Origin of the sequence: Nonomuraea sp. NPDC048901, assembly GCF_040649695.1 — a bacterium.
Classification (GTDB): Bacteria; Actinomycetota; Actinomycetes; order Streptosporangiales; family Streptosporangiaceae; genus Nonomuraea.
The window spans coordinates 184,960-202,710 of record NZ_JBEZFW010000007.1; the positions used below are offsets into that span (position 1 = coordinate 184,960).

General features: G+C 71.2%; 13 protein-coding genes. 6 read left to right on the forward strand and 7 right to left on the reverse strand.

Translation table 11 applies throughout. The features are described 5' to 3' along the window. Window positions 1-28 precede the first annotated feature (28 nt). From AB0C30_RS25500 to AB0C30_RS25510, 3 genes are read right to left on the reverse strand one after another with little or no spacing between them, the layout of a single operon-like run. Window positions 29-1,060, reverse strand: coding sequence for an ROK family protein (locus tag AB0C30_RS25500; protein WP_357948549.1), 1,032 nt, complete (start codon window positions 1,058-1,060; stop codon window positions 29-31). Continuing rightward, on the reverse strand, window positions 1,060-1,932 hold the full coding sequence (locus tag AB0C30_RS25505) for a hypothetical protein (RefSeq protein ID WP_357948552.1): 873 nt from the start codon (window positions 1,930-1,932) through the stop codon (window positions 1,060-1,062). The genes AB0C30_RS25500 and AB0C30_RS25505 overlap by 1 nt, the downstream gene beginning before the upstream one ends. After that, a complete protein-coding gene (locus AB0C30_RS25510; protein ID WP_357948554.1) occupies window positions 1,929-6,101 on the reverse strand; it encodes a glycoside hydrolase family 38 C-terminal domain-containing protein in 4,173 nt (1,390 codons plus the stop codon). Before AB0C30_RS25510 ends, AB0C30_RS25505 begins: the two co-directional genes overlap by 4 nt. A gap of 432 nt (window positions 6,102-6,533) precedes the next feature. Between AB0C30_RS25510 and AB0C30_RS25515 the strand changes: the two genes are divergently transcribed. Continuing rightward, window positions 6,534-6,926 carry a zinc ribbon domain-containing protein gene (locus tag AB0C30_RS25515; protein ID WP_357948556.1) on the forward strand — a complete coding sequence of 131 codons (393 nt, stop codon included), beginning with the start codon at window positions 6,534-6,536 and terminating at the stop codon, window positions 6,924-6,926. 17 nt (window positions 6,927-6,943) lie between these two features. Then, the gene (locus AB0C30_RS25520) at window positions 6,944-7,789 is read left to right on the forward strand and encodes a bifunctional methylenetetrahydrofolate dehydrogenase/methenyltetrahydrofolate cyclohydrolase (RefSeq protein ID WP_357948558.1); all 846 of its coding nucleotides are present in this window, start codon (window positions 6,944-6,946) and stop codon (window positions 7,787-7,789) included. A gap of 103 nt (window positions 7,790-7,892) precedes the next feature. Here the strand turns inward: AB0C30_RS25520 and AB0C30_RS25525 are convergent, their stop codons facing one another. From AB0C30_RS25525 to AB0C30_RS25535, 3 genes are all read right to left on the reverse strand, one after another. Beyond that, window positions 7,893-9,623: a thiamine pyrophosphate-dependent enzyme gene (locus tag AB0C30_RS25525; protein WP_357948561.1), complete on the reverse strand. Its 1,731-nt coding sequence runs from the start codon at window positions 9,621-9,623 to the stop codon at window positions 7,893-7,895. Between the two features lie 347 nt (window positions 9,624-9,970). Then, window positions 9,971-10,864 carry a MurR/RpiR family transcriptional regulator gene (locus AB0C30_RS25530; RefSeq protein ID WP_357948564.1) on the reverse strand — a complete coding sequence of 298 codons (894 nt, stop codon included), beginning with the start codon at window positions 10,862-10,864 and terminating at the stop codon, window positions 9,971-9,973. Window positions 10,865-10,964: 100 nt separating this feature from the next. Continuing rightward, the gene (locus AB0C30_RS25535) at window positions 10,965-12,368 is read right to left on the reverse strand and encodes a glycoside hydrolase family 3 N-terminal domain-containing protein (protein ID WP_357948567.1); all 1,404 of its coding nucleotides are present in this window, start codon (window positions 12,366-12,368) and stop codon (window positions 10,965-10,967) included. A 117-nt stretch (window positions 12,369-12,485) separates the two neighbouring features. On the opposite strand from AB0C30_RS25535, the gene AB0C30_RS25540 reads away from it, so the two are divergent. Both AB0C30_RS25540 and AB0C30_RS25545 read left to right on the forward strand, forming a co-directional pair. Beyond that, window positions 12,486-14,015 carry a family 10 glycosylhydrolase gene (locus AB0C30_RS25540; protein WP_357948570.1) on the forward strand — a complete coding sequence of 510 codons (1,530 nt, stop codon included), beginning with the start codon at window positions 12,486-12,488 and terminating at the stop codon, window positions 14,013-14,015. Between the two features lie 222 nt (window positions 14,016-14,237). After that, a complete protein-coding gene (locus AB0C30_RS25545) occupies window positions 14,238-15,338 on the forward strand; it encodes an anhydro-N-acetylmuramic acid kinase (RefSeq protein WP_357948572.1) in 1,101 nt (366 codons plus the stop codon). Between the two features lie 43 nt (window positions 15,339-15,381). Here the strand turns inward: AB0C30_RS25545 and AB0C30_RS25550 are convergent, their stop codons facing one another. Next, window positions 15,382-16,032, reverse strand: a complete 651-nt coding sequence (locus tag AB0C30_RS25550; RefSeq protein WP_219531308.1) for an FHA domain-containing protein — start codon at window positions 16,030-16,032, stop codon at window positions 15,382-15,384. 181 nt (window positions 16,033-16,213) lie between these two features. Here AB0C30_RS25550 and AB0C30_RS25555 point away from each other — a divergent pair, with 181 nt between their 5' ends. Both AB0C30_RS25555 and AB0C30_RS25560 read left to right on the forward strand, forming a co-directional pair. Next, window positions 16,214-17,335 carry a citrate/2-methylcitrate synthase gene (locus tag AB0C30_RS25555; RefSeq protein ID WP_357948575.1) on the forward strand — a complete coding sequence of 374 codons (1,122 nt, stop codon included), beginning with the start codon at window positions 16,214-16,216 and terminating at the stop codon, window positions 17,333-17,335. A 76-nt stretch (window positions 17,336-17,411) separates the two neighbouring features. Next, window positions 17,412-17,702 carry a DUF3017 domain-containing protein gene (locus AB0C30_RS25560; RefSeq protein ID WP_357948578.1) on the forward strand — a complete coding sequence of 97 codons (291 nt, stop codon included), beginning with the start codon at window positions 17,412-17,414 and terminating at the stop codon, window positions 17,700-17,702. The last annotated feature ends 49 nt before the right edge of the window (window positions 17,703-17,751 follow it).

Below are 17,751 nucleotides of genomic sequence, written 5' to 3' on the forward strand. Positions count from 1 at the left end.
GCGTCTCAGGCGGCCGTACTTGAACATCTCAGGCGGCTGTACGGGACTGGCTCCAGGCGAGCTTCGCGGCTCCGGCGAGTCCGGCCCGTACTCCCAGGGTGGTCGGCTCAACCTTCACCGCCCTGACGAACGCCAGCCCGGCCACGTCGTCCAGCGCCCGCGTCAACGGGTCGAACAGGACCGGTCCCGCCGCTGAGACGCCGCCGCCGATGACCACCTTGGTGAGCTCGACCGCCGCCGCGGTCGAGGCGATCATGCCGGCGAGTGCCCTGGCGCCCCGTTCGAACGCCGCCACCGCCACGGGATCCCCGCCCGCCGCGTCCCGCGCCAGCGCCCGCGCGTCGGCCGCGCCGTTCTGCGCACTGGCCGTGCCATTCTGCGCGCTGGCCGTGCCGTCTAGCGCGTCGGCCGCACCGTTCCCAACGCCGGCCGTGCCGTTCCGTGCGTCGGCCGGGCCGTCCAGCCCGTCAGGGCGGCCCGGGGTCCAGCCGTTGGCCAGTGCCCAGCGGGCCAGGTTCGGGCCGCTGGAGTAGTGCTCGACGCAGCCGCGCCCGCCGCACTCGCAGCGCTCGCCGTACGGGTCGATGGTCATGTGACCGACATGTCCGGCATTGCCGTTGGGACCCAGGAGCGGGACGCCGTCGATCACCAGTCCGCCACCGATCCCGGTCGACACCACGATCCCGAGCAGCGAAGCACTCCCGCGCCCCGCCCCCAGCCAGTGCTCCCCGAGCGCCATGCACTGCGCGTCACCGGCCAGCATGGTCGGCAGGCCGGTCAGCGCGCGGACCTCGTCACGCAGCGGGAAGCCGCGCCAGCTGGGCATGTTGACGGGGCTGACGGTCCCGGCGGCCAGATCCAGCGGCCCGGCGCAGCCGATCCCGACCGCCTCCGGCGCCGGACCGTCCCCGGTCACCTCCTCGATCAGCGCCGCCAGAGCGACCATGACGTCCGTACGCGGCGTGGGCCGGGTCGCGGAACGCAGCATGGAACCCGTCTCGTCCACCAGCGCGGCGGCGAGCTTGGTTCCCCCGATGTCGATGGCGAGTACGCGGGCCATCAGTGTTTGTGGTGGTTGTCGGGCTGGCGGGGGTCGCCAGGATGTTCCAGTCCGGGCACGAGTTCGACCTTGGCGGCCCGCGACTCGTCGAGCCACCGCGCGAACATCCGCCGCCGCGCCGCCTCCCGCTGCGAGACCGCACCGGCGGAGGGGGCTGGGGTGGGCGCTGGTTGGGCCACCGCTACGTGCCAGCCCAGGGCGTCCTCGACCGGACCGACGAGCATCCCGTACGGCCGGCGCGGGATGGCGTCGGCGATTGCCGCGGGCAGGGAGCTCAGCGTCACCGGTCCCAGCGGTTCCAGGTCGTCGACCGTGGCGGCGGCCGCCTCGGCGCGGTCGGCGAACACCCGATGGCGTACGACATGCCAGGCCACTCCCTGCGCCGTCGCGGGCGCCACCCCCTGTGCTGTACCTGGCGCCGCCTCCTGTGCCGTCGTCGGCGACCGCCACTCCGGCGGCACCTCGGCCGTGGCCGTCAGGTGCTCGAACAGCGCGCGGACCCACGGGCTCCCGTTGTACGCGGAGGCGTTGATCGACCCCAGCTCGACAGCGGCCAGCGGGTCGAGCCGCCCGACCTCCACCGGCGACAGCCCGCGGGCCGTGGCCTCGTCCTCGCACAGCGCCTCGGTGAGGATCACCTGCGTCAGCCACCTGGCCAGCTGCCGGTCCTCGGAGCTGCCCGGCAGCGGCAGCGCGGCGCTGAGCGGGCTGTCGCGCAGCTCACGGACCCGCCGGTCCAGCGGCTCGCGAGAGATCGGCCGCCCGCCGACCCAGCCGATCACCGCGCCGATGCCAGGCGCGGTGCCCGCCCCGGTCGCGGCGGGCCGCTCCCGTACGGGACCGCCCGCCGTATCGGTGAGAGCGTGGTTCATCGGGAGACCTCCAAGCGGACGGCGGGGGCGTACTGGCAGCGGCCGTACCACATGACCTTGGCGAGTGCCCAGAAGTGCCCGGCCGCCATGTCGTACGGCACCTCCACAGGAAACGACACGTCGACAGTCTCGCCCGGTGCCACGGTGAAGCCCTGGATGACCGAGGGCAGGAGCTCCCACGAGCCCCAGGGGGCCGCGAGCTGGGACTCGCCGCGGATCTCGTCGGAGGTGGTGTTCGCCAGCCGTACGACCAGAGACGTGCGGTCGCCGGGGCGGAGGGAGAGCGACTCCGTGAGGGCGGTGACGGACAGGCCGGTCGCGCGGCCCTCGGTGGCCTGGGTCCCGTTGAACGCCTCGCGCATGTTCGGGACGGCGCCCTCGACGGGTAGCTCCGGCACCTCGCTCAGCGCGACCGTGGCGACGTCCTCCACCAGCTGGCCGCCCACCGAGGTGCGGGCCGAGACGAAGTACAGGCCCTGGCCGGGGGCGGGTGTGACGGTGACGGGGAAGCGGAGGTGGCCGCCGGGTTCGAGGCGGAAGGCGCGCTGGGCGGGCGTGGCGGTCCAGCCGTCCGGGACGCGGATGTCCACCACGCCCTCGTGCGGCGCGTCGACGAGGTGGGACGACACCACGACCGACACCTCGACCGCGCTCTGCGAGGCCGCTCCCTGTGAGGCCGCGGCGGGTGTGACGAGACCGGGCGTGACGGCGATCGACACCGGGAGATAGCCGAGTGGCGCGGGCCCCTTGTTGTGCAGCCAGTAGCGGCTGTAGACGGGCTGGGCCTGTTCGGCCGTGGCACCCAGATCGGGGCGTGGGGGCCGCGGCGGGGCGGGGGCGAGATAGGTGGCGACCTCGGCCCCGGCCAGGTCGAGCGTGGTCACCGGATCGCCGGGCCGTTCCAGCAGGTCGGCGCGGATGAGCCCGTCGAGGTCCAGAACCGGCGACTCGATCACGGCCCGCGAACCGAGCCCGGTCGACTCCACAAGCCGAATCGTGACGCCGTCGGAGGACGACAGGCCGTCGGCGGGGGACAGGCCGTGGGCGTGCGGGTTGCCGGTGGCCTTGATGGTGCCGAGCAGGACGTCCCGGGCGGGCTCCACCCGCAGGAGCGAGTGCACCTGCGGCAACGTGCCGTCGGCGGCCGGTGCGACCTCCCGCGCCAGCATCGGCGTGATGAACTCCTGTCCCGCCGCCGGCAGCCGCAACGCCCGCCAGTCGCCGTCCCCGCCGGCCAGCGCGTACGAGAACTCGTGCGTCCAGTGCTGCACCTGGAACCCGGCCCCATCAGGCCCGGTACGCCGAGGCGGATCCAGCCAGACCCCCGAAGGCCACCCGGTACAGGACCGCATGAGCGACAGATGCAACGCCCCCGCGGAATCCACCGCGAACCCCGGCAACCCGTACGTGAGCAGCGCGACCGTACGAGACTCCAGCACCTCCTCGCCCACCGGGCAAACGGCGGAGATCACGGCATCCGCCAGATCCGCGACCAGCGCCTCCACCGGCCCGGCGACGATGAGCGCGGGCAGCGCGCGTACGTCACGCAGGTCGGCGCTGGGCTGCCACACCTCGGCCAGCGGCCGTTCGGCGGGTACCCAGACCAGCGGCGCCCCCGACTTGAGCGCGTCGAGGAAGGCCGGGTCGCTGCGGTCGAGGAGCTCGGCGGCCAGCGGGTTGGCGTCCGGGCCGCCCAGGATGATGCGTACGTCCGGCAGGTTCGAGTCGACGTCCAGCCAGCCGTACCGGGAGCCGGAGGCGGACGAGGTCGTGGCGGTCACGCCCGCGCGGGCCAGGGCCACCACCAGCGAACGGGCCCCGGGCGCGTCCTCCAGAGTGGGCACCACCACCTCGGCGACCCCCAGCGCTCGCGCGCCCGCCTCGCCCAGGTCCACCTTGGCCGTGGCGGACAGCCCGAACCAGGTGTTGGCCGGGTTGTCGAGCGTCCACGGGTGCTCGGCGGTGTCGACCTCGGGCTGCGCGAACCCGCGCCCCACCACGGCGCCCGCCACGTCGGATACCGGCAGCGCGCCCGCCACCTGCGCCGGGAAGCGGACCCGGAGCAGCCGGTCGGCGCCGGTGTAGTCGAGCACGCGGGTGGTGAACTCGACCCGGTCCGAGCCGGTCCAGAGCGTGACGATCTGCTCATAGGACACCTCGCCCACCTGGCCGGTGATGGTCAGGCGCTGTCCGAGGGGACTCTGCGAGGCGTGTACGGCCACTGCGGCGGCCTCGCCGGAGCCGGTGGCGTGACCGGTCGGCAGCAGGTGCCACGGCCCTTCGCCCATGTCGGGGTGTGTCGGGTATTCGTCGTACAGCCGCAGCTCGTTCCCGAGCCCCGACAGCAGCTCGCGGCCCGAGGCGCGGTCGAACACCGACTCCAGACCGCCGCCGCGCGCCGGATCGGCGGCGACGCGCCACCGGTCGTTCGAGATGGCGGTCCCGGGCAGCGGCTGCCAGGTGTCGGCCGGCCCCTCGACGATCCGGTACGTCCGCCAGCCCATCGACGGCACGTCCTTGGCCAGGAAGACCAGCGTGCCGTCCTCCTCGATCGCCGGGATCTCGCCTTCTACCCGCTCACCCGGCGCGAGGCGTACCCGCACCAGTCCGTCACGCGCGAACGGCAGTGTGTTGGTGACCACGACGCTGCGGCCGTCGAGCGAGATCTGGCCGAGCAGCGCGTCCAGCGCGCGATCGCGGGCGTCGGCGGCCAGGTCGTGCGCCTCGCGCCAGCCCGTCAGCAGGTCGATGTAGACCTGGTCCGACTCGGAGCCGGTGATCCCGTCGTGGTGCGCCCCGTACGCCAGCTGCCGCCACACCTTGTCCAGCGCGGTGTGCGGATAGCCGCCCAGACCCAGCAGCGACGCGAACGCCGACAGCCGCTCGGCGTCGAGCGCCGCCACCTCGGCCGCGCGCTGGGCCTGCTTGGTGTCGATGTACGAGACGTCTTTGCCGGTATAGATGGGGTTCATATCCCGGGTCTGCGGGCTGAATGCCGATATTTCCCCACGCACCGCGTCGAGGAAGTCCCGTGGCGTGCCGCAGACGAACCGGGGCCAGACGTATCGGGCCGCCCAGGTCCGGTGGATGTCGGTCACCCACTTGTTCGGCGGGGTGTAGTCGGTGCCGACGGGCAGCAGGATGTTCCGGGTCGCGGCCACGGGCTTCAGCGAGCGGTAGAGCTCGTACGTCGCCCGCGTCGCCTCCTCCAGCGACGGCGAGGAGTCCATCCACCAGCCCGCCGAATAGTGAGCGGGCATGTAGTGCGTCAGCACGCCCTCTCCCGACGGCGAGATCCACTCGAACTCGCTCGGGAACTGCATCAGGGAGGCGTCGTTCTTGGCCTCCCTGAAGTTCTTGCTGATGGGGCCCCACTGGTGGAACGGCCCCCGGGCCCACGCGCTGCCGGTCAGCCCGGCCGCCGCCAGGTAGCCGGGGAACTGCGGGTCGTGCCCGAACACGTCGAGCTGCCAGGCCGTACGTGGGTCGCCGCCGAGGATGTCGCGCTGGTAGCCGATGCCGTACACGATGTTGCGGATGGTGCTCTCGGCGCCGGTCAGGTTCGTGTTCGGCTCGTTGTACGTCCCGCCGAGGAGCTCCACCCGGCCCTCGTCGAGCAGCGCGCGCAGGTCGGCCCGGCGCTCGGGATGGGTGTCGAAGAACGGCTTGAGATAGTCGACCTCGGCCAGCACGAACCGGTACTCGGGATCGCGCAAAGCCAGCTCGATATGTGCCTCGACCAGCGCGAACGCGTTGTGCTCCCACAGCGGCCGGGTCGTGGAGTCGACCGAGAGCAGCTCCCAGGGGCTGGTGTAGGCGGCCTGCGTGTTCCACCAGACGGGGTCGTAGTGGAAGTGCGACACCATGTACATCGTCCAGCCCGGCTCCTCGGCCGTGACCTCGACGTCGAGCGCCGCGTCGCCGAAGGTGACGATGCAGGGCACCACGCTCCCGTACGGCACGCTGACCTCCAGCGGCACCTCGACGGTGACCGGGCCCACCCCTGCCGGCACGCTCACCGGCGCCGCGCAGGACACCCCGGGTCCGCGAACGTCGAGCGGGGTCTCCTGCCCATCCGGCTCCAGCGTGACCTTGAGCACCTGGTACGGACGCTTCGCCGTGCCGACGAACAGGTCGGTCGACTCTGCGGACAGCAAGTGAGCAGGCAAGACGACTCCTTTAAGGAGATATGGGCGGCTTCGTCACTTTATGCTGTTCTAAGATCCATGACAACGATGTCATCACCGCCTCTGCGAACTCATCTGAATGGTGGCGACGGAGACCCGTTCCTTCGGGGCCGGGAGGAAGCGCCACCCTCCCTTCGAAAACAGTATGGGAAGGCTCGGTCACGTTCGGTAATGTGTGCGGTGGGGGAGGGCACTGTGACAGGAGGTGCTCGATGGCGATCCGCCGCTCCGCCACCAAACGCAACGGCCTGCCCACAGTCGTGCAACTGCGGCTCACGCCCACCTCGGCCCAGGCCGACCACCTGGCAGAAACGCGCCCACCTCTTTCGCCCGCACGGCGCCACCCCTACGACGCCCGGCTGATGAGCTGGAATCGTGACGCCGGGACTGTGTCGCTGTGGACCCCCACCGGCCGTGTCGCCGTGCCCTGCACGGGCCGGCCGGAAGATCTCAAGGTCATCGAGGCACTGCCGCACCCTGCACGGTTGGGCGTTCGCCCAGCAGGCCGCGTTCACCCGCTACAAGGCCGCCCGCGCCGGGATCGCCTTCGTGCTGGTCGACCCCGCCTACACCTCGCAGGCGTGTCCGGAATGCGGGCATATCAGCAGGGCGAATCGTCCGGCGCGGGGCCGGTTCGTCTGCCAAAGGTGTGGCCTCGCTGGGCACGCCGACCCCATCGCGGCCCGCAACATCGCCGCACGCGGCGCTGCGGGCTGGGCTGTCATCAACCAGCCACACGCTACCGGCCTCCCTTCAGCCAGACGGGACCGTGAGAGCAAACCCCCGGCTTCAGCTGATGGCAGTTGATGGAAGGATGGCGAGACATGAGCGCAGTGAAACTCGACGGCAAGGCGACCGCGGCCAGGATCAAGGCCGACCTCACGACGCGGGTGACCGCGCTCAGAGAGCGTGGCATCACCCCCGGTCTCGGCACCGTGCTGGTCGGCGACGACCCCGGCAGCCAGATCTATGTGGCGGGCAAGCACCGCGACTGTGCCGAGGTCGGCATCGCCTCCATCCGCGTGGACCTCCCGGCCGACGCCACCCAGGCCGAAGTCGAGGCGGCCATTGACGAGCTCAACGCCTCGCCGGAGTGCACCGGCTACATCGTCCAGCTCCCGCTGCCCCGCCACCTCGACACGATGGCGCTGCTGGAGCGCATGGACCCGGCCAAGGACGCCGACGGCCTGCACCCGGTCAACCTGGGCCGCCTGGTCCACATGGTCGACGCGCCGCTGCCCTGCACGCCGCACGGCATCGTGCTGCTCCTCCAGGAGTACGGCGTGCCGATCAAGGGCGCCGAGGTGGCCGTGGTCGGACGCGGCATCACGGTGGGCCGCTCGCTCGGCCTGCTGCTGACCCGGCGCAGCGAGAACGCCACGGTCACCCTCTGCCACACCGGCACCCGCGACCTGGCCGCGCACGTCCGCCACGCCGACATCGTGGTGGCCGCCGCCGGGGTGCCCGGCCTCATCACCCCGGCCATGGTCAAGCCGGGCGCGGCCGTGCTCGACGTGGGCGTCTCGCGGGTGGACGGCAAGATCGCCGGTGATGTTGCGGCCGAGGTGGCGGAGGTGGCGGGCTTCCTGACCCCCAACCCCGGCGGCGTCGGCCCGATGACCCGCGCCCTCCTGCTCTCCAACGTGGTCGAGGCCGCCGAACGCGCCTGACCTCGTCGGCAGGCCGGGCGAGGACGCCTGATTGGACCGCAGGGCGGGCGAACTCGCCTGATCGGGTCGCAGGCCGGGCATTCTTCTTACGGCTGGAAGCTTCTTACGGCTGGAAGTCGGGGTCCACGGCGACGGTCACCTCAAGCAGCAGGGGCTCCTCGCGGTCCACAAGCGTGGGCATCACCTCGTCGAGCACCGCCGCGAGCTCCTCCGCCGTGTCCACCCGCCTGGCCGCGCAGCCCAGCGACCGGGCCATCCCGCCCATGCTGACCTCGGTGAACGCGGGCCACGGCGCCTTGCCGCCCGCCTTGTCGGCCAGCCGGTCCATGATCGCGTACCGGCCGTTGGCGAGGACCACGAACAGCGCGCCCACCCGGTAGTGGGCCGCGCTCCACAGCGCGTGCACCCCGTACAGCGCCGAGCCGTCGCCCACCACCGCGACCACCGGCCGGTCGGGCAGCGACATGCGCAGACCGACCGCCGCAGGCACGCCGAACCCCAGCCCGCCCATGGCGGCCGACACGAAGCCCAGCGGGTTACGGGCCGGGACCAGCCGGTGCAGGTCCGGACGCGACGACGGTGTCTCCTCCACGAGCACCGCATCGGCGGGCAGCCGCCTGGCGAGCTGGTGCAGGACGTGCGCGGCTCGCAGAACCTCCCCTTCCGGGGGCAACCCGGGTCCATCGGGCGCGGGCCGCAGCGGAGCGGGCCTGGCGGGCACGAGTACGGCCAGCCGCTCACAGACGGCGGCCGGCGCGGCGAGATAGGCCAGGTCGGCCGGACTGCGGTGCGCCTCGGCCGGGTCGTCGGTGACCAGCGCGACAGTGGTACCGGGCTCGACCAGCGGACCGGTGTCGAACGGGTACTGACGGAAGACCGGGGCACCCACGGCGAGCACCACGTCGTGCGCCGCCAGCGCCGCGCGCAGCCGGGCACGATCGGCGGGCAGCACCCCGGCGTACTGCGGATGGTCCTGCGGGAACCCCGCCATCGCCCCGAACGACTCCTGCCAGACCGGACACCCCAGCCGCTCAGCAAGCGCCACCACCGCCGCCCACCCTGCCTCCCGAACACCTGAGCCCGCGAGGGCAACGCTCTCGCCGGACGGCCCGGAGGCGACCACGCCCACGCCCTCACCGGACGGCCCGGAGGCGACCACGCCCTCACGAGACGGTCCGGAGGCGACCACGCCCATGTCCGCGCCAGTGCGCACGCCGGCGCCCGCGACGATCGCCGGAGAGCGGGCCTCGGACAGCAGCGCGGCCAGGGGTGCGAGCGACTCGTCCGACACGGCGGCCGGCCGCAGTAGCCGCGTCGGCGCCGCGATCGTCTCGTCCTGGAACGGCGCCGCCCAGTCGTCCAACGGCACCACCACCAGCGCGGGCCCTCGGAACGTGACCGCCTCGTGGTAGGCCCGCGCCACGGCACCCGGCACATCCTGCGCCCGCACCGGTTGGTCGACCCACACCGGATAGTCCCCGGCCAGCCCCTCCAACCGCCCGGTCAGGAACGGCTCCAACGCCAAATGACGACGATCCTGCTGCCCGACCAGGATCACCAGCGGCACCCGATTGGCCCGCGCGGTGGCGATCGCGCCGACCGCGTTGCCCAGACCCGCCGCGGTGTGCAGCACGGCCAGCGCCGGCGCCCCGTGCCCGATCGCCCACCCGGTGGCCATGCCGACCACCGACCCCTCATGCAGGGCCAGCACGAACCGCAGGTCGTCGGGCAGCCCGGTCAGCAGCGCGACCTCGGTCGAGCCCGGATTGCAGAAGATCGTGGTCAGCCCGAACCGCCGCAGCACCTCGAACGTGGCCTCTCGAACCGTGCTCACCGCGCTCACCGTGCCCGCCTGAGTCCGCCCACCGCGTGTTGTCACAGTGCCTGGCCGAGCCGCTCGCCGCCCATGATCACCGTGGGTGACGACGATAGCACGATCACCCGTTATCCCAGGTAGACCGTCATCCTCGTCTCCCCTGCGGGGTGGTTCTCCCTGGGACATCAGCCACGACTGACCGTCATCTTCCGCTCCCCGGAGGGAGCGTCTCTCTGGGACCCTAGTCACGACAGACCGCCTGCTTCGCCTCCCCGGAAGGGGTCTCTCTCGCAAGGGACCCCAGCCACCACGGACCGTCACAAAGATCGAGACAGTCGTGTGACGGACCCTGGGTGATAACCGCACTACCGGCGCCGATACCGGTCCGTAGCCTCCTTCGTGGCGCGGATCGCGGCGTCGGCCGTGTCGTACGTGCGCTGCGCCAACCCGACGAAGATGCAGTCGACGATCAGGAGCTGGCTGATCCGGCTGGCCAGCGCCCCAGGCCGGAACGCGGTCTCCCGACCCGCCGACACCAGCGTGTAGTCGGCCAGCCCGGCCAGCGACGACCGCGGATTGTTGGTGATCGCGACCACCAGCGCCCCCGCCTCCGCAGCAGTGCGGGCCGGGTCCAGTACGTCCGGCGTCTCGCCGCCGCAGCTGATCGCCACCACCACGTCGCCCGCCCGCAGCAGGGCCGCGCTGGTCAGCGCCAGGTGGGCGTCGCTGAACGGGTGGCTGGACAGCCCGATCCGCAGCAGCTTCTGGGACATGTCGGCCGCCACGAGCCCGGAGGCCGCCACGCCGTACACGTCCACCCGCCGGGCCCTCGCGATGGCCGTGACGACCTCCCCGAGCGGCTCGGGGTCGAGTTGGGCGGCCGTGTCGGCCAGCGCCTCCGACTCGGCCCGCGCCACCTTGGCGATGACGTCGGTGAGCGGGTCGTCGGGGCCGAGGTCGCCGGGCACCAGCCGCTCGGGCTCCTTCGCGACAGCGGCGGCCAGGGCGAAGCGCATCTGCGAGTAGCCGGCGAAGCCGAGCGCCCTGGCAGTGCGTACGATCGTCGCCTCGCTCGTCCCGGACACCCCGCTGAACTCGGTGATCGTGCTCCGGACGACCACGCCGGGGTCGGCGAGGATGATGTGCGCGATGGCCTGCGCGGCCGGCGTCAGGGACGGCAGCACCGCACGGACGGCGGCCACGGGGTTGGCCGGCTCGTTCATCCGCCCGCCCAGCCCGTCGATAGCCAGTCCGCCCACGTGGTCAGCAGCCACGCCGTCAACAGCGACGCCGTCAGCAGCAAGCCAGTCAGCAGCCAGGACGCCAACAGCCAGCCCGTCGATAGACGGAGGCGCCCGGTCACCGGGTCAGCCATTCGGCCGCCGCCTGCGCCGAGACGCGCGAGATGCCGTGCGTGACCAGGTGCGCGGCCCCGTCGGGCGTACCGGGGATGCCGGTGTCCACGACGATCACCTCCGGCCGCACCTGTACGGCCCGCGCCACCGTCTCCCGTACCCACGGATAACGGGCAGCGTCGTGCACCACGAGAACGACCGGCCGGTCGTCGAACGGCGGCAGCTCACCCTCCGGCTCCATCTGGATCCGCGTGGTCCCCGGCAGCAGCGTGCTGAGCGCCGCCGTGATGCCGGTCGGCGTCGAGGGGTCCACCGCCTTGTTGAAGCGCGTGTTGACCTCCACGACCAGCGGCGGCCGGGTCAAGGTGGCCGTCCCCGTCACGGTCAGCGCGGCCCTGGCGGCCTCCAGGCCCACGCCCTCGTCGACGTCGGCGCGGGCCTTGTCACGCAGCGCCGACTGCCCGGCGTACCAGTCGGACAGCGCGAGGACCCGGGCGGCGGCCTCGGCCAGGCGCTCCTCGGGGAGCACACCAGCGCGGACGGCCGCCACAATGGCGTCGCGGATGTCGTGCAGGCTCCGCTCGGTCGACAGGCCCACGCAGATGGCGTCGACGCCAGCGCCGAGCGCGCGGACCGCGATCTCCCCGGGCTCGAACATCGCGGCCACCGCCCGCATCTCGATCGCGTCGGTGACCAGCATCCCGTCGAAGCCGAGCTCGCCCCTGAGGAGCTCGGTCATCACGGTACGGCTGAGCGTCGCGGGCAACGACGGGTCGAGGGCGGGGACGAGGAGGTGACCCGACATGACCGAGCGCACCCCGGCCGCGATTGCCGCTCTGAACGGCGGCAGGTCACGCTCATCGATCAAGTCGCGCGAGGCGTGTACGGTCGGCAGCGCCAGGTGCGAGTCCGTGACCGTGTCACCGTGGCCGGGGAAGTGCTTGGCGCAGGCGGCGACCCCGGCGCCCTGTACCCCGTTGACGTAGGCCACGGTGTGGCGGGAGACCAGGTCGGCGGTCGGGCCGAACGAGCGGACGCCGATCACCGGGTTGGCGGGGTTGGCGTTGACGTCGGCGGAAGGCGCGTAGTTGAGCGTGATGTCCGCTTCGGCGAGCATCCGGCCGATCTGGCGGCCCACGCGCTCCGTCAGGGCCACGTCGTCCACCACGCCGAGCGCCCGGTTGCCCGGGAAGGAACTGCCGGAGGCGACCTCCAGACGGGTGACCGCTCCGCCCTCCTCGTCGATCGCGACGACGGCGCCCGGGTTCTCGGCGCGAAACCGCTGGACGAGCTGCTGCCCGGGGTTGTTGCGGGCGAACAGCACCAGGCCGCCGAGTCCTTCGCCGAGCGCCCTGCGCAACCAGTCGGGAGCCGACGTGCCTTCATAGCCTGGCTGGAGCACTGTCATCGCTAGTCGGTACAGGTCAGGGGACATGCGGCATTTTCCTTCACGATTGTTGAATTGAAGGTAATTTTCTGTCATCGTCGCCCTCGACACAACCACTTCCGAGAGGCCAAACCCCCCATGCCCAGCCGAAGGACGTTACTGAAGGGCCTCGCCCTCGCCGCTGCCGCCTCCGTCGTACCGCTTCCCGCCTTCGCCGCAGACTACGTCCCGCCGTTGCGTCAGATGCGCGGCATGTGGATCGCCTCCGTGGTCAACATCAACTGGCCCTCCAAGACCGGGCTGACCGTCGAACAGCAGAAGGCCGAATACCTCGCCTGGCTGGACCTGGCCGTGCAGCGCAAGCTGAACTCCGTCTTCGTGCAGATCAGGCCGACCGCCGACGCGTTCTGGCCGTCGCCGTTCGAACCGTGGTCGCAATGGCTGACCGGCACCCAGGGGCAGGACCCCGGCTACGACCCGCTGGGCTTCATCGTGGAGGAGACGCACAAGCGGGGACTGGCCTTCCACGCCTGGTTCAACCCGTACCGGGTCTCGATGCAGGCCGACCCGGCCAAGCTGCACCCCGACCACCCGGGACGCAAGCACCCCGACTGGATCCTGCCGTTCGGCGGCAAGCTCTACTACAACCCCGGCATGCCCGAGGTGCGGAAGTTCTGCCAGGACGCGATCATGGACGCGGTCACCCGGTACGACATCGACGGCCTGCACTTCGACGACTACTTCTACCCGACGAACACCACGGCCTTCGACGACAGCGCCGCCTTCGCCCAGTACGGAGCCGGCTTCCCGGACCTGGCCACCTGGCGGCGCAACAACGTCGACCTCATGGTCTCGGAGATGCAGCAGCGCGTGCGCGCGGTCAAGCCGGAGATCGCCTGGGGCATCAGCCCGTCGGGCATCTGGCGCAACAAGGCCAGCGACCCCCTCGGCTCCGAGACCAGCGGCGGTCAGTCGTACGACAGCCTGCACGCCGACACCAGGGGCTGGGTGAAGAAGGGCTGGCTCGACTACATCGCACCCCAGCTCTACTGGTACATCGGCCAGCCGCCGGCCGACTACGCCAAGCTCGTCCCGTGGTGGTCCGACGTGGCGAACGGCACCGGCACGCTGCTCTGGATCGGCCAGGCCGCCTACAAGGCGGGCGACCCCGCCCAGACCGCGCCCGAATGGCAGAACCCGGCCGAGCTGTCCAAGCACCTCACGCTCAACCGGGACAATCCACCGGTCAGCGGTGACATCTGGTACAACGCCAACGACCTGCGGGCCGACCGGATCGGCTCGATCAGCACGGCCGTGAACGACCACTACACCCGGCCCGCCCTGGCCCCGGTGCTGACCAGGCTGGCGAGTGGCGAGGCGCCGCACCGGCCGGTGCTGGCGTACGCGCTGCGGAAGCACGGCGGGGTGGAGGTACGCGCGGTCGCGACGGATCGGCACGAGCCCTTCCAGTTCGCCATCTTCCGGTTCCCCGGCAAGGCCGCGTCTGGTGCGTTCGCCGACGCCCGCAACCTGGTCGCGGTGCTGCCGGGTGACCGGCAGGTGCACTGGGTGGACCCGGAGGGCAAGCGCGGGGATCACTACTACGTGGTCGCCGTCGACCGGGCCAACCGGACCAGCAAGCCGAGCAACGGGTTCCGGGTGCTCTGAGTGCGGTGATTCCTCGGAGGGTTGTCAACACGACCGACTCGATCTTTGTGACGGTCCGTGGTGGCGGGTGTCCCTTGGGTGGGATACCCCCCTTCGGGGGAGGAGAAGCAGGCGGTCCGTGGTGGCTGGCGTCCTTTGGGGGGAGACCCCTTCCGGGGAAGCGGAAGATGACGGTCCGTCGTGGTTGGAGTCCCTTCGGGGGAAGCAGGCGAACGGAGTGCGATGCGGGTTCTCGGTCTTATCTCGGGCACGTCCCATGACGGGATAGACAGTGCGGTCGTGGACTGGTCGCTGGATGGCGGTGTGCTGACCGGCACGCTGGTCCACACCGGCGAGCGGCCGTACGAGCCCGGCCTGCGAGCCCGTATCGTGGCCGCGTTGCCGCCCAGCAAGATCGACCTGGGCGAGGTGTGCGCCCTGGACACGCTCATCGGCCAGGCGTTCGCCGAGGCGGCGGCCGAAGGGCCGGCGGCCGACCTGATCTGCTCCCACGGGCAGACGCTCTTCCACTGGGTGGAGGGCGGCCGGGTGCTCGGCACCCTGCAGCTGGGCCAGCCGGCCTGGATCGCCGAGCGCACCGGGCTGCCCGTGGTCTCGGACGTGCGGGTGCGCGACGTGGCCGCCGGCGGGCAGGGGGCGCCGCTCGTCTCCTACCTCGATCTGCTGCTCATGGCCGGGCTGCCGGGGCGTACCGGGGCGTTGAACCTGGGCGGGATCGCCAACCTGACCGTGCGGGAGCCGGCCGTCGCCTACGACACCGGGCCCGCGTGCGCGCTCATCGACGCCGCCGCGCCCCCGTACGACAAGGACGGGGTGCTCGGCGCGGCCGGGACGGTCGACGCGGCGCTGCTGGCGGAGCTGCTCGCCGAGCCGTACTACGCGAAGGAACCGCCGAAATCCACCGGTAAAGAGCTCTTCACACCTGGGTACGTCAAGGCGGACCTTCCGCAGGCCGACCTCGTCGCCACGCTGACCGCACTCACCGCGGAGACCGTGGCGGCCGAGATCCGGCGGCACGGGCTCGACACCGTGATCGTCTCCGGCGGCGGTGTGCGCAATCCCACACTCATGGGCATGCTGCGCGCACGCGTGCCGGACACGCGGCTCGTGACCAGCGACGAGCTCGGCGTGCCCGCCGACGCGAAGGAGGCGATCGCCTTCTCGTTGTTCGGCTGGCTCACCGCGCACGGTCTGCCGTCGACCGTGCCCAGTTGCACGGGCGCCTCAGGGGCGCGCGTTCTGGGCACGGTGACGCCGGGCTCCGGTCCGCTCGCGCTGCCGGAACCCCTCGCCGTGGCGCCGGTCGCGATCCGTTTCCTCTAGTGGGCCGCGCTCAGCGGCCCACCACAGGTAGCGGGGTCTGCACCTATGAAGCCCTGCGTCCGGCCGCCGTCGGTTGCTGTTGCTCGGCCGACGTCCCCGACCGCTGTGGTGGCACCACAGGAGTCGGGCGCACCAGGCCCAGCGCGACGACCTCGTTGGCCAGCCGTGTGCGCCGGTTGGTGCCCTCGGGAATCCGGAACTTCTGGTACAGCCGCAGCAGGTGTTGCTTGACCGCGGCTTCGGTCACGACCAGGTCGTCGGCGATCTCACGTGCGGTCGCCGGGGCGACGAACGCCTCATCCGACAGCGCCGGCCTGCAGAGCGAGGTCAGCACATCGACCTCGCGCCTGGTCAGCTCGGGCGCAGCGGCCCTGCGCAGTTCGACCTCGGGGGTGAAGTCCTCACGGGGGACTCCGCCGATGCGACCGCGCGCCGCGCCGAAGGAGACGACGTCGCCGTCGTCCAGCACCCTCCGGGCGATCGGCCTGCCGTTCACCCGTGTGCCGTTGCGGGACAGGCCCAGATCAACGACGTACAGGTAGGGTCCTCGCCTGACGAACTCGGCATGGAGTCGAGACACACTCGGGTCGGTCAGCCGGATGTCCGCGCCCCGGCCCCTCCCCACCGTCGTGATCTCGGGGCGCAACGGGACCACCTCGCCGGTGTCCTCGATGCGTATGAACGGCCCCTCCACGGCAGTTCCTCCCCAGGTAGCCCGCCGTAACTATTACTACAGCTCCGGCTTACCCAAACGAGGGGATGCGGAATCGCCTTTGCCATAAGGAGAATCCAGCGTGAAATTGGTCTGGACCTTCGCGGACGGTTTTGCCTGCTCACGGGTAGACTTCGGGCGGAGATATGCGGAGGAAACACTCATGGCGGACAAGCCCACGAAAGGCCTGGCCGATGTCGTAGCCGCGTCCACAGCGCTCAGCGACATTGACGGGAAGGCCGGTCGTCTCTTCTATCGCGGATACGACATCCACGATCTGGCCGGCCGCGCGACGTTCGAAGAGACCGCTCACCTGCTGCAGTGCGGCAAGCTTCCCAACCGGGACGAGTTGGACAGGTACGGCGATGAGCTGGTGCGGGGCCGCGAGCTCGGCGCGCTCGTCTCCGCGAACATCCCGGAGATCGCCGAGAAGCAGAAACCGATGGAGGCCCTGCGCTCCCTGGTCTCCCTCTCCGCGGCGGACGATCCGGACAAGGACTCCATCGCCCCCGAAGCGAACCTGCGCAAGGCCGCGCGCCTGACCGCGCAGCAGCCCCTGCTGGTCGCCCGCTACCACGCCGCCCGCAACGGCGCCGAGGTCCCGGAGCCCGACCCGGCGATGAGCATCGCGGCGAACTTCCTCCTGCAGGTGACCGGACGCGTTCCGGCCCAGCGCGAGGTCGAGCTCTTCGACACCTGTCTGGTGCTGCACGCCGACCACACCATGAACGCCTCGACGTTCGCCGCCCGCGTCTGCGCCGCGACCCTGTCGGACATGCACTCGGCCATCGTCGCCGCCATCGGGACGCTCAAGGGCCCCCTGCACGGCGGCGCTAACGAGCAGGTCATGAAGACCCTCGAATCGATCTCGCCCACCGGGGTGGCGCAGGCCGTACGGGAGAAGCTGGCCGCCGGCGAGAAGATCATGGGCTTCGGCCACCGCGTCTACAAGACCGAGGACCCGCGGGCCACGCACCTGCGCAGGATGTCGCAGGAACTCGCCGAATCCACCGGCGACGACACCTATTATCGGATGTCCAAGGAGATGGAGGAGGTCGTCTTCGAGATGAAGGGCCTCTATCCCAATGTCGACTTCTACGCGGCATCGGTCTATCACTATCTGGGCATTCCGACGGACCTGTTCACACCGGTCTTCTCGATCAGCCGCATGGCCGGATGGACGGCGCACGTGATCGAGCAGCATGCCGACAACAGACTGATCCGCCCCGACAGTGAGTACATCGGTGAGCGTGACCAGAAATGGAAGCCGATAGAGGAGCGATGAGCTTGGGCTGGAGAGAGCGAGGCACGATGCCGACGGAGGTCCGCAGCGAATGCGAATGCGGCCGTAAGCAGGCACGTTGAGTCGTTCTGGAGAGAGTTGGGGGCCGTACCCGCTGGTTCTGGCGGGTGCGGTCGTCGGCGTTGCGCTGATTTTCCTCGTGGACCCGCGGTGGGGCGGGTTCGCGTTGGGCGCCGCCGTCATGGTGGCCGCCGCGCTCCGTTTCGCCGGGTACGGCGGGCTCGCCGTACGCAGCAAGAGGACGGACGTCATCACGCTCGGGGTGTTCGGATTCGTGCTCGTCCTTACCTCGCTGATCTTGGCGAACGACGAGCTCAAGGGAATGATCATGTCCCTTTTGGCCCGGTGACCCCACCTCCACCGACCCGGTCGATGCAGGGCCGCCTTCGGGCGGCCCT